The following is an 18,591-nucleotide window of genomic DNA, read 5'->3' on the forward strand; positions in this document are numbered from 1 at the left end:
GTGGACAACGAGACCAGGCTGCTGGAATACCTCAGGCGGGCCACCGCCGACCTGCGGGAGACCCGCCGCCGGCTGCGGCAGGCCGAGGACCGGGACGCCGAGCCCATCGCGATCGTCGGGATGAGCTGCCGCTTTCCCGGCGACGCCGGCACGCCCGAGGAGCTGTGGCGGCTGCTGGTCGCCGGGACCGACGCGATCTCGCCGTTCCCCACCGACCGAGGCTGGGACGTCGACCTCTATGACCCGGATCCGGACAGTCCCGGCAAGAGCCTGACGAGTTCCGGCGGCTTCCTCCACGAAGCGGCGGAGTTCGACCCGCACTTCTTCGGGATCAGCCCGCGCGAGGCCCTGGCGATGGATCCGCAGCAGCGGCTGCTGCTGGAGACCGCGTGGGAGGCGTTCGAGGGCGCGGGCATCGATCCGGCCTCGGCCCGGGGCAGCTCCACGGGCGTCTTCGCCGGGGTCATCTACCACGACTACGGCTCCAGGGTCCGCGCCGTGCCCGCCGACCTCGGCGGCTACATCGGCAACGGAAGCGACGGCAGCATCGCCTCCGGCCGGGTCTCCTACCTGATGGGCCTGGAGGGCCCGGCGATCACCGTGGACACGGCCTGCTCGTCCTCCCTGGTGGCGCTGCACCTCGCGGCCCAGGCCCTGCGCCAGGACGAATGCGCCATGGCGCTGGCCGGCGGCGTCACGGTGATGTCGACCCCGAGCACGTTCGTGGAGTTCAGCAGGCAGCGCGGGCTGTCGCCGGACGGCCGGTGCAAGGCGTTCTCGGCGGCGGCCGACGGGACGGGCTGGGGCGAGGGCGCGGGCATGCTCCTGCTGGAGCGCCTGTCGGACGCCACCCGCAACGGCCACCAGGTGCTGGCCGTGATCCGCGGCAGCGCGATCAACCAGGACGGCGCCAGCAGCGGGCTGACCGTGCCCAACGGTCCGTCCCAGCAGCGGGTGATCGCCAGGGCGCTGGCCGCCGCGGGCCTGACGTCCGCCGAGGTCGACGTGGTCGAGGCGCACGGCACCGGTACGACCCTGGGCGACCCCATCGAGGCGCGCGCCCTGTTCGCCGCCTACGGTCAGGGCCGCCCGGCGGACAGACCCCTCTACCTGGGCTCGATCAAGTCGAACATCGGCCACACCCAGGCCGCCGCCGGCGTGGCCGGGGTGATCAAGATGGTGCTCGCGATGCGGCACGGCACCCTGCCCAAGACTCTGTACGCCGACGAGCCATCGCCGAACGTGGACTGGTCGTCCGGCAGCATCGCCCTGCTCACCGAGAACCTCCCCTGGGACACGGCGGAGGACACCCCGCGCCGCGCGGCCATCTCCTCGTTCGGCGTCAGCGGCACCAACGCGCACGTCATCATCGAGCAACACCCGCACGCCGAGACCCCCCGCGACGAGACAGCCGGCCCCGTGGTGCCCTGGCTGGTCACGGCCAAGAGCGAGCAGGCGCTACGGGCCCAGGCCGGGCGACTGGCCGCCCGCGTCGAGCAGGACCCCGGGCTGTCGCCGGTCGACGTCGGTCACTCCCTGGTCAGCTCGCGCGCCGCCCTCCCGTACCGCGCGGCGGTGATCGGCGACGACCGTGACACCCTCCTGCCGGGCCTGCGCGCCGTCGCGGACGCGGTCCCAGCCCCGAACGTCGTGTACGGCACGGCGACCGCCTCGCCCCGGGCGGCCTTCGTCTTCCCCGGCCAGGCCGTCCTGTCGAAGGACATGATCCTCGGGCTGCTCGACGCCGCGCCGCCGTTCGCCGCCCGCATGGCGGAGTGCGCGGACGCGCTCGAGAAGTTCGTGGACTGGAAGCTGATGGACGTCCTGCGCGGCGAGTCGCCCGCGTGGCCGCTCGACCGGATGGACGTGATCCAGCCCGCGGCATGGGCGGTCATGGTCTCGCTGGCGCACCTGTGGCGCTCCTACGGCGTCGAGCCCGAGGCCGTCGTGGGGCACTCCCAGGGCGAGATCGCCGCCGCCTGCGTGGCGGGAGCGCTGTCCCTCGAAGACGCGGCCAAGGTCGTGGCCCTCCGCAGCCGGGCCATCACCGAGGACCTGTCCGGCCGCGGCGGCATGCTGGCCGTCTCGCTCCCGCCCGCCGAGGCGCTCGACCGGCTCGCCCCCTGGGCGGAGCGCCTGTCGATAGCGGCGGTGAACAGCCCGACCGCGGTCGTGGTCGCCGGCGACTCGGCGGCACTGAACGAACTGCTCGATCTCCTGAAGGCCGAGGACGTCAGAGCCAAGATGATCCCGGTCGACTATCCCTCGCACACGGCCTACGCCGAGCCGCTGCGCGACCGGCTGCTGGCCGACCTGGCTGGGATCGTCCCCTGGACGGCCGAAGTGGCGTTCTGCTCCACGGTGACCGGCGAGCCGCTCGACACCGAGGAACTGGACGCCGCCTACTGGTACACCAACCTGCGCCACCCGGTGCGCTTCGAGCAGGCGGTCCAGAGCCTGGTCCAGCAGGGCTACGGAATGTTCGTCGAGGTCAGCCCGCACCCGACGCTGACCGCCGCGGTCCAGGAGACGGCCGAGGCCGCGGGCGCCACCGTGGTGGCGATCGGCTCGCTGCGCCGCGACGAGGACCCGGCGGCCAGGTTCGTCACCTCGGTCGCGGAGTCCTGCGCGCACGGCGCGCCGGTCGACTGGACGCCGCTGTTCGCCTCGGCCGACGCCCGCAAGGTGGACCTGCCCACGTACGCCTTCCAGCGCGAACGCTACTGGCTGGAGGCCGGCGACTCGGCCGACGTCGAGCACGCGGGCCTGACCGCGGCCGACCACCCCTTCCTCGGCGGGACGCTGTCCCTCGCCGACTCCGACGAAGTCGTCCTCACCGGCCGGCTGTCGCTGCGCTCGCACCCCTGGCTGGCCGGTCACACCGTGTCCGGCACGGTGCTGTTCCCCGGAGCGGCCTTCGCCGAGCTGGCCGTCAGCGCGGGCCGCCAGGTCGGCTGCGCCCTGCTGGAGGAGCTGGTCCTGGAGGCGCCGCTGGCGCTGCCCGCACAGGCCGCCGTCGTGGTGCAGGTACGGATCGACGCGCCGGACGAGACCGGGCGACGGCCGCTGACGCTGCACGCGCGCCCCGAGGACGACATGGACTGGACCCGGCACGCGACCGGCGTCGTTTCGGCCGCCCGTCCAGCCGCGGACTTCGACCTGTCCGCCTGGCCGCCGCCGGGCGCCGAGGCCGTCGACGTGACCGATGTCTACGACCGCCTCGCCGAGCGCGGTCTGGACTACGACGGGCCGTTCCGCGGGCTCCAGGCCGCGTGGCGGCTCGGGGACGAGGTGTTCGCCGAGGTCACTCTGCCGCAGCGGGAGGCTGGGGCGTTCGGCCTGCATCCCGCGCTGCTCGACGCCGCGCTGCACGCGGAGTCGCTGCTGGACGGCGCCGCCGCGGGGGTGAGCCTGCCGTTCACCTGGTCCGGCCTGTCGCTGTACGCCGAAGGCGCGTCCACGTTGCGGGTCCGCCTGACCCCGTCGGGTTCGGACGAGCTCTCGCTGCGGCTGGCGGACCCCTCGGGAGCCCCGGTGGCCGCGGTGGAGTCGCTGCTGTCCCGGCCGCTCGCGTCGTCGGCGCCGGATCCGCGCCGCGAGTCGCTGTTCCGCGTCGGCTGGATCGCCTCGCCGTACACCGGCGATTCGGCGCCGACGCCGGCGCCGTCGCCGAGCCGCTGCGCCGTGGTCGACGCGAGCGGGCTCCCCGCCATGCCAGAAGCGGGCGCGAGCGGGCTGGGTTCTGGGCTCGCCGCCGCCCTGGGCGCCCCCGTCTATCCCGATCTGGCCGCCTTGCCGTCGGCTCCCGAGCTGGTGTTCGTCACCTTCTCGGGCGGCGCAGACGTGCGGGAGGCGATCCATCGGGCCCTGGCCACCGTACGGTCCTGGCTGGCCGACGACCGGTTCGAGGAGTCCACGTTCGTCCTGGTCACCAGGGGAGCGGTCGCCCTGGACAGCGAGGACGTGACCGACCTGGCCGCCGCCGCGGTGCTCGGCCTGATGCGGTCCGCGCAGTCGGAGCACCCCGGCCGGTTCGTGGCGCTGGATCTCGACGACTCCGACGTGCCGGTGCCGGTCGTGCTCGCGGCGCTCTCTGAGCCGCAGCTGGCCGTGCGATCCGGCGAGGTGCTGGTGCCCAGGCTGGCGCGGGCCACGACCGGCGAGGCGCTGCTGCCGCCCTTGGGCGGCGAGCCGTGGCGGCTCGAAGCCACCGGCGCGGGCACACTGGACGGCCTGGCGCTGGTCCCGTGCCCCGAGGCGGCCCGCCCGCTGGGACCGGGCGAGGTACGGCTGTCGATACGGGCGGCCGGGATGAACTTCCGCGATGTCGTCGTGGCGCTGGGCATGGTCCCGGAGCGCGACGTCCCGATCGGCGGCGAGGTCGCCGGTGTGGTGCTGGAGGTGGGCTCGGCGGTGGCCGATCTGGCGCCCGGTGATCGGGTGCTGGGGCTGCTCGATGGCGCGTACGGTCCCGTGGGAGTGACGGATCGGCGGTTGCTGGCTCCCATGCCCGCCGGTTGGTCGTTCGCGGAGGCCGCTTCGGTGCCGGCGGCGTTCCTGACGGCCTTCTACGGCCTGGTGGACGTGGCCGGGGTGCGGGCCGGTGATCGGGTGCTGGTGCACGCGGCCGCCGGTGGGGTCGGCATGGCCGCCGTACAGGTGGCTCGCTGGCTCGGCGCGGAGGTGTTCGGTACGGCGAGTCCTGGCAAGTGGGCATCGCTGCCGCTGGACGAAGCGCATGTCGCCTCGTCGCGGACGCCGGCGTTCGCGGAGAAGTTCGGCCAGGTGGACGTGGTGCTCAACTCGCTGGCCGGGGAGTTCATCGACGCCTCACTGGACATGTTGCCGGTCGGCGGCCGGTTCGTGGAGATGGGCAAGACCGACATCCGGGACGCGGAGACGATCACCCCCGGAGTCCGTTACACCGCCTTCGACCTGATCGACACGGGGCCGGACCGTCTGGGCGAGATGCTGGCCGAGGTCCTGGGCCTGTTCGAGGAGGGCGTGTTCCAGCGGTCTCCCATCCAGGTGTGGGACGTGCGGCGGGCGCGGGAGGCGTTCCGGTTCATGTCGCAGGCCCGGCATGTCGGGAAGGTCGTACTCACGCTGCCGGTCCCGTTCGACCGCGACGGCACCGTGCTGGTGACCGGAGGCACCGGGATGATCGGCGGGCTGGTGGCCCGGCACCTGGTGGCCGAGCACGGCGTACGCGATCTGGTGCTCGTGGGACGCAGAGGCATCGAGGCCCCCGGCGCGGAGGAACTGCGCGCCGACCTCGCGGCCTCGGGGGCGCGGGCCGAGATCGTGGCGTGCGACGTCGCCGACCGTACGGCGCTGGCCGGGCTCCTGGACCGCCTGCGCGCGGAACACCGGCTGTCCGCCGTGGTGCACGCGGCCGGCGCGCTGGACGACGGCATGGTGGAGTCGCTCACGGCCGAGCAGGTCGACGCGGTGGTGGGCGCCAAGGCGGAGGCGGCCTGGCAGCTGCACCAGCTGACCGAGGGTCTGGATCTGTCGGCGTTCGTGCTGTTCTCCTCGGCGGCGGGCGTACTGGGTGAGGCCGGGCAGGGCAACTACGCGGCGGCGAACGCGTTCCTGGACGCGCTGGCCGCCCACCGGCGGGCGCACGGTCTCGCCGCGATGTCGCTGGCCTGGGGCTTCTGGGAGCAACGCAGCGGCATGACCGCGCACCTCGACGACACCGCCATGAGCGGCATGGCACGGTCCGGCTTCGTCCAGATCCCCTCCGCCGACGGGCTGGCGTTGTTCGACGCGGCGCGGACGGTGGACGAGCCCGTGCTGCTGCCGATCCGGCTGGACCTCGCCGCGCTGCGGTCGGGCGCCACCCCGCCGCCGGCGCTGCTTCGCGGCCTGATCCGCGACCAGACCCGCTCCCACGTACGGCGGGCCGCCCAGCCCGGCGTCACGACGCTGAAACACCGGCTCGACGGCCTGCCCGAGGAGGAACGCAAGGCCGAGCTCGTACGGCTCGTCCGCGCCGAGGCGGCCGGCGTGCTCGGGCACCCGAGCCCCGACTCGGTGCTACCCGACCGGGCCTTCAAGGAGCTGGGCTTCGACTCGCTGACCGGCGTCGAGCTGCGCAACCGGCTCAGCGCCGCCACCGGCCTGCGCCTGCCCAGCACCCTCGTCTTCGACCACCCCACGCCGAACGCCCTCGCGGACCGGGTGGGAGAGGCGTTCCGCCCGGCCGCGCAGGACTCCGCCGCCGCCGTACTCGGCGAGGTCGACCGGCTGGAAGCCGCGCTCACCACGGTGACGGCGACCGACGACCGGCCCGCGATCACCGCCCGGCTGCGGTCACTGGTCCGCAAATGGAACGACCTGCAAGGCGAGGCGCCCGAGTCCGAACAGGACGGCTCCGAGCAGTACGAGTCGGCCACGGACGACGAGCTCTTCACAATCCTCGACAACGCGCTTGGCTCCTCGCGACGGAGGTCTGAGTCTGATGGCGAATGACGGCAAGCTCCGCGAATACCTGAGGCTGGCGACCGCCGAACTCCAGTCGGTCCATCGCCGGATGGACGAGATGGAGGCCCGGCGGCACGAGCCCATCGCGATCGTGGCCATGAGCTGCCGCCTGCCCGGCGGAGTCAACGATCCCGAACAGCTCTGGCGCCTGGTCGCCGAAGGCAAGGACGCGATGTCGGAGTTCCCCGCCGACCGCAGCTGGGACCTGGAGCGGCTCTACGACCCCGACCCCGAACGCGCCGGTACGTGCTATGTCCGCACCGGTGGCTTCCTGACGGACGCGGGCGACTTCGACGCGGGCTTCTTCGGGATGAGCCCGCGAGAGGCGCTGGCCACGGATCCGCAGCAGCGGCTCCTGCTGGAGACCTCATGGGAACTGCTCGAACAGGCCGGCCTAGACCCCGCGAAGCTGCGGGGCAGTGAGACGGGCGTCTTCGTCGGCGCCGCCTCCACCGGCTACGGCGTCGGCCCGGCCGGATTCCCCGACGGGGTCGAGGGCCATCTGCTGACCGGCGGCTCCACGGCCGTGATGTCCGGCCGCATCGCGTACGTCCTCGGCCTGGAGGGTCCGGCCGTCACCTTGGACACGGCGTGCTCGTCGTCCCTGGTCGCGCTGCATCTGGCCTGCGAGTCGCTGCGCAGGGGCGAGTGCGCCCTGGCCATCAGCGGCGGCGCCACCATCATCTTCACGCCGGAGATCTTCGTGGAGTTCAGCAGACAGCGGGGTCTGGCGCGGGACGGGCGCTGCAAGGCGTTCGCGGAGGCGGCGGATGGCACGGCCTTTGCCGAGGGTGTGGGCCTGATCTTGCTGGAGCGGCTGTCGGACGCGCGCCGTCACGGTCATCGGGTGCTGGCGGTCGTGCGGGGGAGCGCGGTCAACCAGGACGGTGCGAGCAACGGGCTCACGGCGCCGAACGGACCGTCCCAGCAGCGGGTGATCCGCCAGGCGCTGGTCGACGCCGAGCTGTCTCCCGCCGACGTGGACGCCGTGGAAGCCCACGGCACCGGTACGACCCTGGGCGATCCGATCGAGGCGCAGGCGCTGCTGGCCACATACGGCAAGGACCGTCCGGAGGATCGGCCGCTGTGGCTGGGCACGGTCAAGTCCAACATCGGGCACACCCAGGCCGCCGCCGGCGTCGCCGGTGTGATCAAGATGGTCATGGCGATGCGGCACGGCGTACTGCCCAGAACCCTGCACGTCGACACCCCCTCCTCGCACGTGGACTGGTCGGCCGGGAACGTCCGGCTGCTGACCGAGCCGATCCCCTGGCCCGGCGGCGAGCGCCCGCGCCGGGCGGGCGTGTCGTCGTTCGGCATCAGCGGGACCAACGCCCATGTCGTCCTGGAAGCGGTCGAGGCGTCGCACGAAGAGCCGGCGGCACCGGCGGCTCTGCCGGCCGTGCCGCTGCCGATCTCCGGAAGGAGCGCGGCCGGGTTGCGCGCTCAGGCGGAGCGGCTGAGGTCCTACCTGGAGGAGCGGGAAGATGCTGCTCTGCCGGACGTGGCCTACTCGCTGGCGACGGCGCGGGCGGCTCTGGAGCATCGTGCCGTGGTGACCGCCTCGGACCGCGCCGGGCTGCTGGCGGGTCTGTCGCAGGTGGCCGACGGCGTGGTGAGCGGCGGGAAGCTGGCGTTCCTGTTCACCGGACAGGGGAGCCAGCGCGTGGGGATGGGGCGCGAGCTGGTGGCGGCCTATCCGGTGTTCGCCGAGCACCTGGCGGCGGTGTGCGCGCGGCTGGATCCGCTGCTGGAGCGTCCGCTGACGGAGGTGATGTGGGAGCGGCCGGAACTGCTGGACCAGACGGGGTACACCCAGGCCGCCCTGTTCGCGGTGGAGGTGGCGCTCTATCGGCTGGTCGAGTCGTGGGGCGTCGTACCCGACTTCCTGCTCGGGCACTCGATCGGGGAGGTGGCGGCCGCGCACGCGGCGGGGGTGCTGTCGCTGGATGACGCGTGCGCCCTCGTGGCGGCCCGGGGCCGGTTGATGCAGGCGTTGCCGACCGGCGGGGCGATGGTCGCGGTCCAGGCCGGAGAAGAGGAGACCAGGCGGATCCTCGCGGAGGCCGCAGAAGAGGACGCCGGGCAAGAGGGCGCAGGGCGGGTCCTTGTGGGCGTCTCGGAGGCGGGCGCCGGTGGAGTGGTGATCGCGGCGATCAACGGGCCGGCCTCGGTGGTCCTGTCCGGTGACGAGGAGGCGGTGCTGCGGGTCGCGGGCCGGTTCGCCAAGTCCCGCCGGTTGCCGGTCAGCCACGCCTTCCACTCGCCCCGGATGGAGCCGATGCTGGCCGCCTTCCGTGAGGTGGCCGAGAGCCTGTCGTACGGGAGCGCGTCGGTCCCGGTCGTGTCGAACGTGACCGGCGCGCCGGTGCGGGAGTTCACGGCCGAGTATTGGGTGCGCCATGTCCGCGAAGCGGTACGGTTCGCCGACGGCGTCGCCTTTCTCCATGCCCAGGACGTACGGACCTTCGTCGAGCTGGGCCCCGACGGGGTGCTGTCGGGGATGGGGCAGGAGTGTGTGCCCGAGCCGCAGGACGGGCGCGGCCCGGTGTTCGTACCGGCGCTGCGTCGCGGCCGGGACGAGGCCGAGCAGGTGGTGACGGCGGTCGGGCAGGCGCACGCCGGTGGCGCGACGGTGGACTGGGAACGGTTCTTCGCCGGGACCGGCGCCCGCCGGGTGGATCTGCCCACGTACGCCTTCCAGCACCGGCGCTACTGGCTGAACCCCGCGCAGTCGAGCGGTGACCCCTCGTCCATCGGGCTGGACGCCCCGGACCATCCGCTGCTGGGTGCCGGGGTCGAGCTGCCCGACTCGGGCGGATTCCTGTTCACCGCCCGGCTCTCCCTCGCCTCGCACCCCTGGCTCGCCGATCACGTGGTCGGCGAGGCGGCCGTGTTCCCCGGCACCGGCTTGGTGGAACTCGCCATCAGGGCGGCCGACCAGGTCGGCTGCGGGAAGGTCGAGGAGCTGACCCTGGAGCGGCCGCTGCTCGTGCCGGGACACGGCAGTGTCCGGCTGCAGATCGTGGTGAGCGATCCGGACGACTCGGGCACGCGGACGATCACGATGTACTCACAGACCGACGACGCCCCCTGGGACAGACACGCCACCGGCGCCCTCGCCCCGGCCTCCTCGGGCTCCCCGGCCGCCGCGTTCGAGACGAGTCCGTGGCCGCCGGCCGATGCCCAGCAGGTCGAGGTGGACGGGCTCTACGAGCGGCTCGCCGATCTGGGGCTTCCCTACGGGCCGACCTTCCGTGGGCTGCGGGCTGCCTGGATCCGTGGCGAGGAGGTCTTCGCCGAGATCGAGCTGCCCGAGCACGCGGCGGCGGACGCGGCCCGTTTCGGTCTGCATCCCGCGCTCCTTGACGCCGCGCTGCACGCCTTCGGGTTCAGCCCCGCCTCGGCCGAGCACACCGCGTTGCCGTTCACGTGGGCCGACGTGGAACTGCACGCCGCCGGGGCGTCGAGCCTGCGCGTACGGGTGACCCCGATGGGAGAGGACTCCTTCCGTCTGGAGGCGGCCGACCCGCTCGGTCAGCCGGTGGTGTCGATCGGCTCGCTGGTCCTGCGCCAGATCACCCTCGACACGCTCTCCGGTCCACGGCCCGGCGCGGAACGCTCGCTGTACCGCCTGGACTGGACGCCGATCCCGGCCGAGCCGGTGTCTCTGGCCCGGTGCTGGACCATCGGCGGCGGTGAGATCGCCAGCAACGAGGCATACGACGACCTGGCCGCGCTGCTCCGGGCCATCGACTCGGGAGAGGACCCACCTGAGCTGGTCATCGTGAACCCCGACGTCATGAACTGGGCCGACGCCACCGCGGCCATCGCGACCGACGCCGCTACAGTCGATGCCACGGCCGCAGCGGTCCGCTCGGCGGTTCATCGCGCGCTCGACCTGGTGCGGACCTGGATCGCCGACCCGCGCCTCGCCGAATCGCGGCTTCTCTTCGTGACCAGGAAGGCGGTCGCTCCCGACAGCGGGCGCGACCTCGCGGGCGCAGCGGTGTGGGGCCTGGTCCGGTCCGCGCAGGCTGAGAACCCCGGCCAGTTCGTCCTCCTGGACCTCGACGACCGCAACGACCGCACCTACGACCGCGGCCGCGACGGCCGTGACGACCTCAGCGACCACGCCGCCACCGGCCTGATCGCCGCCGCGGCCCTCAGCGGCGAGCCGCAGCTCGTCCTGCGAGAGGGCACCCTGCTCGCGGCCCGGCTCACCCCCGCGCCCGACCCCGGCCTCACACCGCCGGCCGACGGCGCCACTTGGCGGCTGGACAGCCGGGCCAAGGGCACGCTGGACGGCTTGGCCTTCGTCGACGCGCCCGAGGCCGTCGCGCCCCTGCGGCCCGGAGAGATCAGGATCGCCGTACGCGCGGCCGGCATGAACTTCCGCGACGTCCTCAACGCCCTCAGCATGTACCCGGGCGAGAGCGGCGCGATGGGGCTGGAGGGCGCCGGCGTCGTCGTCGAGGTCGGCTCCGGCGTCACCGGGTTCGCTCCCGGAGACAAAGTGTTCGGGTTGTTCGACGGCGGTGCGTTCGGCCCGCTGATGGTCACGGATCACCGGCAGGTGGCGCCGATGCCCGCCGGTTGGTCGTTCGCGGAGGCGGCGTCGGTGCCGGTGGCGTTCCTGACGGCCTTCTACGGCCTGGTCGATCTGGCCGACCTTAAAACGGGGGACCGGGTGCTGGTGCACGCGGCCGCCGGTGGGGTCGGCATGGCGGCGGTACAGCTCGCCCGGTCGTTCGGCGCGGAGGTGTTCGGTACGGCGAGCCCCGCCAAGTGGGCGTCGACCACCCTGGACGACGCGCATGTGGCCTCCTCGCGGACGTTGGAGTTCGCGCAGAAGTTCGGCCAGGTGGACGTGGTGCTCAACTCGCTGGCCGGGGAGTTCATCGACGCCTCCCTCGGCATGCTGTCCGCGGGTGGCCGGTTCGTGGAGATGGGCAAGACCGACATCCGGGACACGGAGACGATCACCCCCGGCGTCCGCTACACGCCGTTCGACCTCGTCGAGGCCGGCCCCGAGCGGACCGGTCAGATGCTGCGCGAGATTCTGCGCCTGTTCGAGCAGGGTGAGATCCAGCCGCTCCCCATGAGGGCCTGGGACCTCAGGCGCGCCCCCGAGGCGTTCCGGTACATGTCGCAGGCCCGCCATATCGGGAAGGTCGTGCTGACGGTCCCGGCTCCCCTCGATCCCGAGGGGACCGTGCTGGTGACCGGTGGCACCGGCGCGCTCGGCAGGCTCGTCGCCCGTCATCTCGTCGCTCGGCACGGCGTACGCGATCTGCTGCTGACCAGCCGTCGCGGCGCCGCCGTCGAGGGTGCCGAGAAGCTCCGCGCCGAGCTCGCGGAGCTCGGCGCGCGGGTCGAGATCGCGGCCTGCGACGTCGCCGACCGCGACGCGCTCGCGGAGCTGCTCGCGGGCCGTCCGCTCACGGCCGTGGTGCACGCCGCGGGCGTCCTGGACGACGGACCGATCACCGCGCTCTCCCCAGAGCGGATGGACGGCGTGCTGCGGCCCAAGGCGGACGCGGCGCTCAACCTGCACGAGCTGACGCACGACCTCGACCTGTCGGCCTTCGTCATGTTCTCCTCGGCCGCCGGGACGATGGGCAGCGCGGGACAGGGCAACTACGCGGCCGCCAACGCGTTCCTGGACGCGCTGGCCCACCGGCGGCGGGTGCGGGGGCTCCCGGCGACCTCGCTGGCCTGGGGTCCGTGGACCGGCGGCGGAGGCATGCTCGACACCCTCGCCGAGGCGGAGGTCGGTCGGATGGCCCGCGAGGGCATCGTCCCGTTCACGCCGGAGACGGGCCTGGCGCTGTTCGACACCACCCTGCTCCGGCCCGAGGCGGCGCTGGTGCCGATTCGCCTGGACGTCAAGGCGCTGGGCGCGCGCGGCGACTCCCTGCCGCCGCTGCTCAGCGAGCTGGTACGCGCCCGCCCGCGCCGCGCCGCCTCGGCGGACCGCGGCTCCGGCGCCGGTCTGCAGGCCAGACTGGCCGGGCTTCCGGAACCGGAGCGGCGGCGGATCCTGCTCGACCTGGTGCTCGACCAGGTCACCGCCGTCCTCGGGCACGCCTCCGCCGAAGAGGTGGACCCGCACCGGCCGTTCGACGAGCTGGGGTTCGACTCGCTGACCGCGGTCGAGCTGCGCAACCGGCTGAACGCCGCCGTCGATCGGCGGCTGCCGAGCACGCTGGCGTTCGACCACGCCTCGCCGATCGCGCTGGCGGAGTACCTGCTCACGGAGATCGCGCCCGACGACCGGCCCACGGGCGAGCGGGCGCTGGAGGAACTCGACCGGCTGGGACGCCTGCTCGGCGCGCTCACGCCCGACGAGGAGACACGGTCGACGGTCACCGCCCGGCTGCGCGGACTGCTGGCGCAATGGCGCGGCGAACAGGCGGACACCGGCCAGACCGTGGAGTCGGCGAGCGCCGACGAGCTGTTCGCGTTGATCGACAAGGGGCTCTGAAACTTCCGGAAGGTGACGTGACGTGGCGGACGAGCAGAAGCTCCTCGACTACCTCCGGCGGGTGACCGCCGATCTCCAGCAGGCCAGGGAACGGCTCCGCGAGGCCGAGGCCCGCGAACACGAGCCGATCGCGGTGGTCGCCATGAGCTGCCGCTTCCCCGGGGACGTGCGCGACCCCGAGGGGCTCTGGCAGCTAGTGGCGGACGGCCGTGACGGTGTGTCGTTGTTCCCCGACGACCGGGGCTGGCAGCTGTCCACCCTGTACGACCCGGACCTGACCCGTCCGGGCACCACGTACACGCGCGAGGGCGGGTTCCTGCACGACGCCGCCGATTTCGACGCCGGATTCTTCGGCATCTCGCCCCGGGAGGCGCTGGCCGCCGACCCGCAGCAGCGCCTGATGCTGGAGGTGGCGCTGGAGGCGTTCGAGCGAGGCGGCATCGACCCGCGCTCGCTGAAGGGCAGCCAGGTGGGCGTCTTCGTCGGCGCCTTCGCCGACGGGTACGGAGGCAGCCTCGGCGCACCCGCGGAAGGAGCGGAGGGGCACCTGCTGACGGGCAACTCCACCGCGGTGATCTCGGGCCGGATCTCGTACGTGTTCGGGCTCAAGGGCCCCGCGGCCACCATCGACACGGCCTGCTCCTCGTCGCTGGTGGCGCTGCACTGGGCGTGCGAGTCGCTGCGGAGCGGAGAGAGCACGCTCGCGCTGGCCGGTGGCGTCACCGTCATGCCCACCCCCGACATCTTCGTGGAGTTCAGCCGCCAGCGCGGCCTGGCGCCCGACGGGCGGTGCAAGGCCTTCTCCGACGACGCCGACGGCACCGGCTGGGGCGAGGGCGCCGGTCTGCTGCTGCTGGAGCGATTGTCCGACGCGCGCCGCAACGGCCATCCGGTGCTCGCGGTCGTCCGCGGCTCTGCGATCAACCAGGACGGTGCCAGCAACGGCCTGTCCGCCCCGAACGGGGTGTCCCAGCGGCGGGTCATCCGCCGCGCGCTGGCCGACGCCGGAGTCGCAGCGGCCGACGTGGACCTCGTCGAGGCGCATGGCACCGGCACCACGCTGGGCGATCCCATCGAGGCGCAGGCGTTGCTGGCCACCTACGGCGCCGACCGCCCGGCCGACCGGCCGCTCTGGCTGGGGTCGATCAAGTCCAACATCGGCCACACCCAGTCCGCCGCCGGGGTCGCCGGGGTGATCAAGGCGGTGCTGGCCATGCGGGCGGGCCTGCTGCCTAAGACGTTGCACGTGTCCGAGCCCTCGTCCCACGTGGACTGGTCCGCGGGGAACGTCCGGCTGCTGACCGAAGCCGTCGACTGGCCGGACAGCGGCGGGCCCCGGCGCGCGGGGGTGTCCGCGTTCGGCGTCAGCGGCACCAACGCGCACGTGATCCTCGAACAGGCCCCGGCAGACGACCTCGCACCGACCGACCCCGCGTCTCCGGCGGATGCGACGGCGACAACGGATGCGACGGCGACAGCGGGTGCGACGGCGACAGCGGGTGCGACGGCGACAGCGGGTGCGACGGCGACAGCGGGTGCGACGGCGACAGCGGGTGCGACGGCGGCAACGGGCGCGGTCGCGTGGACGGTGTCGGCCAAGAGCGCGGCCGCCCTGCGTGCCCAGCTCGACCGGCTCGGCGCCCACGTGGCGCGCCACCCCGGCCAGTCGGCCGCCGACATCGGCTTCTCCCTGGCCACCACCCGTACGGCCTACCGGCATCGCGCCGTGGCAGTGGGCCGGGACCGTGCGGAACTGCTGGCCGCCGTCCGCGCACTCGCCGCGGGCGAACAGGTCCCCGCCGGAGTCGGCGGGCTGGCCGGAGCGCCGGGCAAGACGGTGTTCGTCTTCCCCGGCCAGGGCTCGCAGTGGACGGGCATGGCCACCGAGCTGCTGGACGAGTCGCCGGTCTTCGCCGAGCATTTCGCCGCCTGTGAGCGCGCGCTCCAGCCGTTCGTGGACTGGTCGCCGGCCCAGGTGCTGCGCGGCGAGCCGGGCACGCCGCCGCTGGAGCGGGTGGACGTGGTCCAGCCGCTGCTCTGGGCGGTCATGGTGGCGCTGGCCGGGCTGTGGCGCTCGTACGGCGTGGGTCCCGACGCGGTGATCGGTCACTCCCAGGGCGAGATCGCCGCCGCCACGGTGGCGGGCGGCCTGTCGCTGGAGGACGGCGCCCGTGTGGTCGCCCTGCGCAGCCAGGCCATCGGCGCCGTGCTCGCGGGCCGCGGCGGCATGGCCTCCGTCGGGCTGCCGGTCGAGGAGCTGACCGAGCGCCTTGCCCGGCGACCGGGTGAGTACTCCCTGGCCGCGGTCAACGGCGCGCGCTCGGCCGTGGTCTCCGGGGCGCCCGGCGCGCTCGGCGACCTGGTCGCGGAGCTCACCGCCGAGGGGATCCGGGCCAAGCTGATACCGGTCGACTACGCCTCACACTCCGCCCAGGTCGACGAGCTGCGCGAACGCCTGCTGCGCGATCTCGCGCCGATCACCCCGAAAACCGGCGACGTGCCGATGATGTCGACGGTGACTGGTGACTGGATCGACACCGCCGGGCTCGACGCCGCGTACTGGCACGCCAATTTGCGGCAGACCGTACGGTTCGACGCGGCCGTCCACGCGCTGGTCGGGCAGGGTCACGCGGTCTTCGTCGAGTCCAGCCCGCACCCGGTGCTCACCATGGGCATCCAGGAGACCCTCGACGCCCTCGGCCGGGACGCCGTGGTCATCGGCACGCTCCGCCGTGAGCAGGGCGGGCAGGTCCGTATGCTCACCTCACTCGCCGACCTGCACGTACGCGGCGTCGGCGTGGACTGGACCGCGCTCTACCCCGGCGCCCGCCGGGTGGACCTGCCGACCTACGCCTTCCAGCGGGAGCGCTACTGGCTGGAGTCCGCGCCCGCGGTCGCCGCGCCCGCCGACCCGCTCGACGGGCGGTTCTGGGAAGCGGTGGACCGGGGGGAGGTGCCGCGGTTCGCCGAGGTGGACCCGGCCGCCCTGGACGAGGTGCTGCCGGCGTTGTCCGCGTGGCGACGCCGGCTGCGGCAGGAGGCGACGCTGGACTCCTGGCGCTACCAGGTCGCCTGGCGGCCGGTACGGGAGGCGGCCGACGCGACGCTGACCGGAGCCTGGATCGTCGCCCTGCCGGACACCGACGGCGTCGACGCCGCCTCGATCGTCAACGGGCTGGCCAAGGCGGGCGCCCAGGTGGTGCCGATCCAGGTGCGGGACCACGACCGGGACGCGCTCGGGCGTACCCTGCGCGACGCGCTCCCCGACGAGCCGGTCACCGGCGTGCTGTCCCTGCTGGCACTCGACGACCGCCCCCACCCGGCCCACCCCGTCCTGTCGCGCGGCTCGGTCATGACCGTCACGCTGGTGCAGGCGCTCGGAGACGCGGAGATCTCCGCGCCGCTGTGGGCGCTCACCTCGGGCGCGGTGGCCGTGGAGCGCGCGGCCGAAGTCCGGTCCCCCACCCAGGCGGTGGCGTGGGGCATCGGCACGGTCCTCGCACTGGACCATCCCGACACCTGGGGCGGACTGATCGACGTGCCCGCCGAACTGGACGAACGTGGCGTCGCCCGCCTCTGCGGCGCACTGTCCGGGCTGGACAGCGAGGATCAGCTGGCGGTACGGGCGGCGGGCGTCTTCGCCCGGCGGATGGAGCGCGCGCCGCTCGGCGAGGCGGCACCCGAGACCCCCTGGCGGCCGCACGGCACCGTGCTCATCACCGGCGGCACCGGCGGCGTCGGCGCCAACCTCGCCCGCCGCCTGGCGGCCCGAGGCGCCGAGCACCTCGCGCTGATCAGCCGCCGCGGCCCGGCCGCCCCCGGCGTCGCCGAGCTGGAGGCCGAGCTGACGGCGCTCGGCGCCAAGGTCACCGTCACCGCCTGCGACGTCGGCGACCGCGACGGGCTGCGCCGCGTGCTCGACTCCCTGCCCGGCGGGCACCCGCTGACCGCGATCGTGCACGCGGCCGGGGTCGTGGGCGACGACGTGCCGCTCGCCGACAGCACGCTCGCGGAGTTCGCGGAGACGGTCGAAGGCAAGATCGCCGGAGGGTTGCTCCTCGACGAGCTGTCGGCCGGCCACCCGGTGGAGCGATTCGTGCTGTTCTCCTCGGGTTCGGCGGTGTGGGGCCAGGCGGGACAGGCCGCGTACGCGGGAGCCAACGCGTTCCTGGACGCGCTGGCCCACACGCGGCGCGCCCGCGGGCTCCCGGCCACTTCGGTCGCCTGGGGCGCCTGGGGCGGCGGCGGCATGGTGGACGAGGAGGTCGGCGCGCGGCTGCGCCGGCTCGGCGTCCGCGTCATGGAGCCCGACGCGGCGGTGAGCGCCCTGGAGCAGGTCCTCGACCACGACGAGTCCCATCGCGTGGTGGCCGACATCGACTGGAGCCGGTTCGCCTCCGTGTTCACCCTCGCCAGGCCGCGGCCGCTGCTCCGCGCGCTGCCCGACGTACAGGCGATCCTGGCCGCCGACGGCGAAGCGGCCGGTCAGGACGCGCACGACCCGTCGCTCGCGGCGGAGCTGGCCGGGCTGCCGGCCGAGCAGCGGGTCGAGCGGCTGCGCGACCTGGTGCGGGCGCACGCCGCGCGGGCGCTGGGTCACTCCGGGGCCGACTCGATCGCCCCCGACCAGAACTTCCTGGAGGCCGGGTTCGACTCACTCACCTCGGTCGAGCTGCGCAACAGCCTCGCCGCGGCCACCGGGCTGCGCATGCCCGCCACCGTGGTCTTCGACCACCCCAGCCCCGCCGCCCTGGCCCGGCACCTGTCGGAGGAGTTCGGCGGTACGCGGACCGGCGATCCGCACGCGGGCGACAGCCTCAGCGCGTTGTTCGGCGAGGCGGCCCGCACCGGCAAGACACATCAGGGCCTGGCCGTGCTGCGGGCCGTGGCCGACCTGCGCCCCTCCTTCGACTCGCCCGACGAGCTCGGTGAGATCCCGCCGCCGCTCAAGCTGGCGACCGGTCCCGCCGAGCCCGCGCTGTTCTGTTTCAGTACGCCCATGGCGCTGGGGGGAGCCGCCCAGTTCGCCCGGCTCGCGGCGAACTTCCAGGGGGTGCGCGACCTGCTCGCCCTGCCCGTCCTTGGCTTCGCCCCCGAGGAGAGTCTCCCCGGTACGGCCGACGCCGCGGTGCGCATGTGGGCGCACAGCGTGCTCAACGCGGCGGGCGGCAAGCCCTTCGCCCTCCTCGGCTACTGCGCCGGCGGGATCTTCGCGCACGCCGCGGCCACCTATCTGGAGGGCATCGGCGTCCACCCGGCCGGGCTGATCCTGCTCGACACCTTCATGCCGGAGGACAAGGTGATCGACGACCTCGGGACGCAGATGGTCGAGGGCATGTTCGACAGGGAAGACGCGTTCGGGCCCTTCACCAACTCCCGCCTGTCGGCGATGGGCCGCTACTACAAGTTGTTCCGCGAATGCGAGCTGGGTGAGGTGGCGGCGCCCATCCTCTTCCTCCATCCGGACACGCCGCTGTCGCAGTCCCCCTCGGGGGACTGGCGCGCCACCTGGCACACCGAGCACACCGAGCGGGAGGTGAAGGGCGACCACTTCACGATGCTGGAGGACCAGGCTCCGTCCATGGCGCACGCCATCGAAACCTGGCTCTCCTGAT

Annotated in this window: 3 protein-coding genes; all 3 read left to right on the top strand. The window is 73.7% G+C overall.

Features of this window, described 5'->3' with window-relative positions:
• The 3 genes from ACQP2T_RS21950 to ACQP2T_RS21960 are packed head-to-tail and all read left to right on the top strand — an operon-like array spanning position 1 to position 18,590.
• A complete protein-coding gene (locus tag ACQP2T_RS21950) occupies positions 1 to 6,477 on the top strand; it encodes an SDR family NAD(P)-dependent oxidoreductase (protein WP_433517970.1) in 6,477 nt (2,158 codons plus the stop codon).
• The gene (locus tag ACQP2T_RS21955; protein ID WP_433517971.1) at positions 6,467 to 12,976 is read left to right on the top strand and encodes an SDR family NAD(P)-dependent oxidoreductase; all 6,510 of its coding nucleotides are present in this window, start codon (positions 6,467 to 6,469) and stop codon (positions 12,974 to 12,976) included. The genes ACQP2T_RS21950 and ACQP2T_RS21955 overlap by 11 nt, the downstream gene beginning before the upstream one ends.
• Before the next feature lie 22 nt (positions 12,977 to 12,998).
• A complete protein-coding gene (locus ACQP2T_RS21960) occupies positions 12,999 to 18,590 on the top strand; it encodes a type I polyketide synthase (protein WP_433517972.1) in 5,592 nt (1,863 codons plus the stop codon).
• The last annotated feature ends 1 nt before the right edge of the window (position 18,591 follow it).

Origin of the sequence: Nonomuraea sp. CA-143628 (assembly GCF_050942315.1) — a bacterium.
Lineage (GTDB): Bacteria > Actinomycetota > Actinomycetes > Streptosporangiales > Streptosporangiaceae > Nonomuraea.

What these genes read in the sequence shown, in the direction of transcription:
- ACQP2T_RS21955 (WP_433517971.1), top strand. Translation starts at nt 6,467, where the DNA reads ATGGCGAATGACGGCAAGCTCCGCGAATACCTGAGGCTGGCGACCGCC.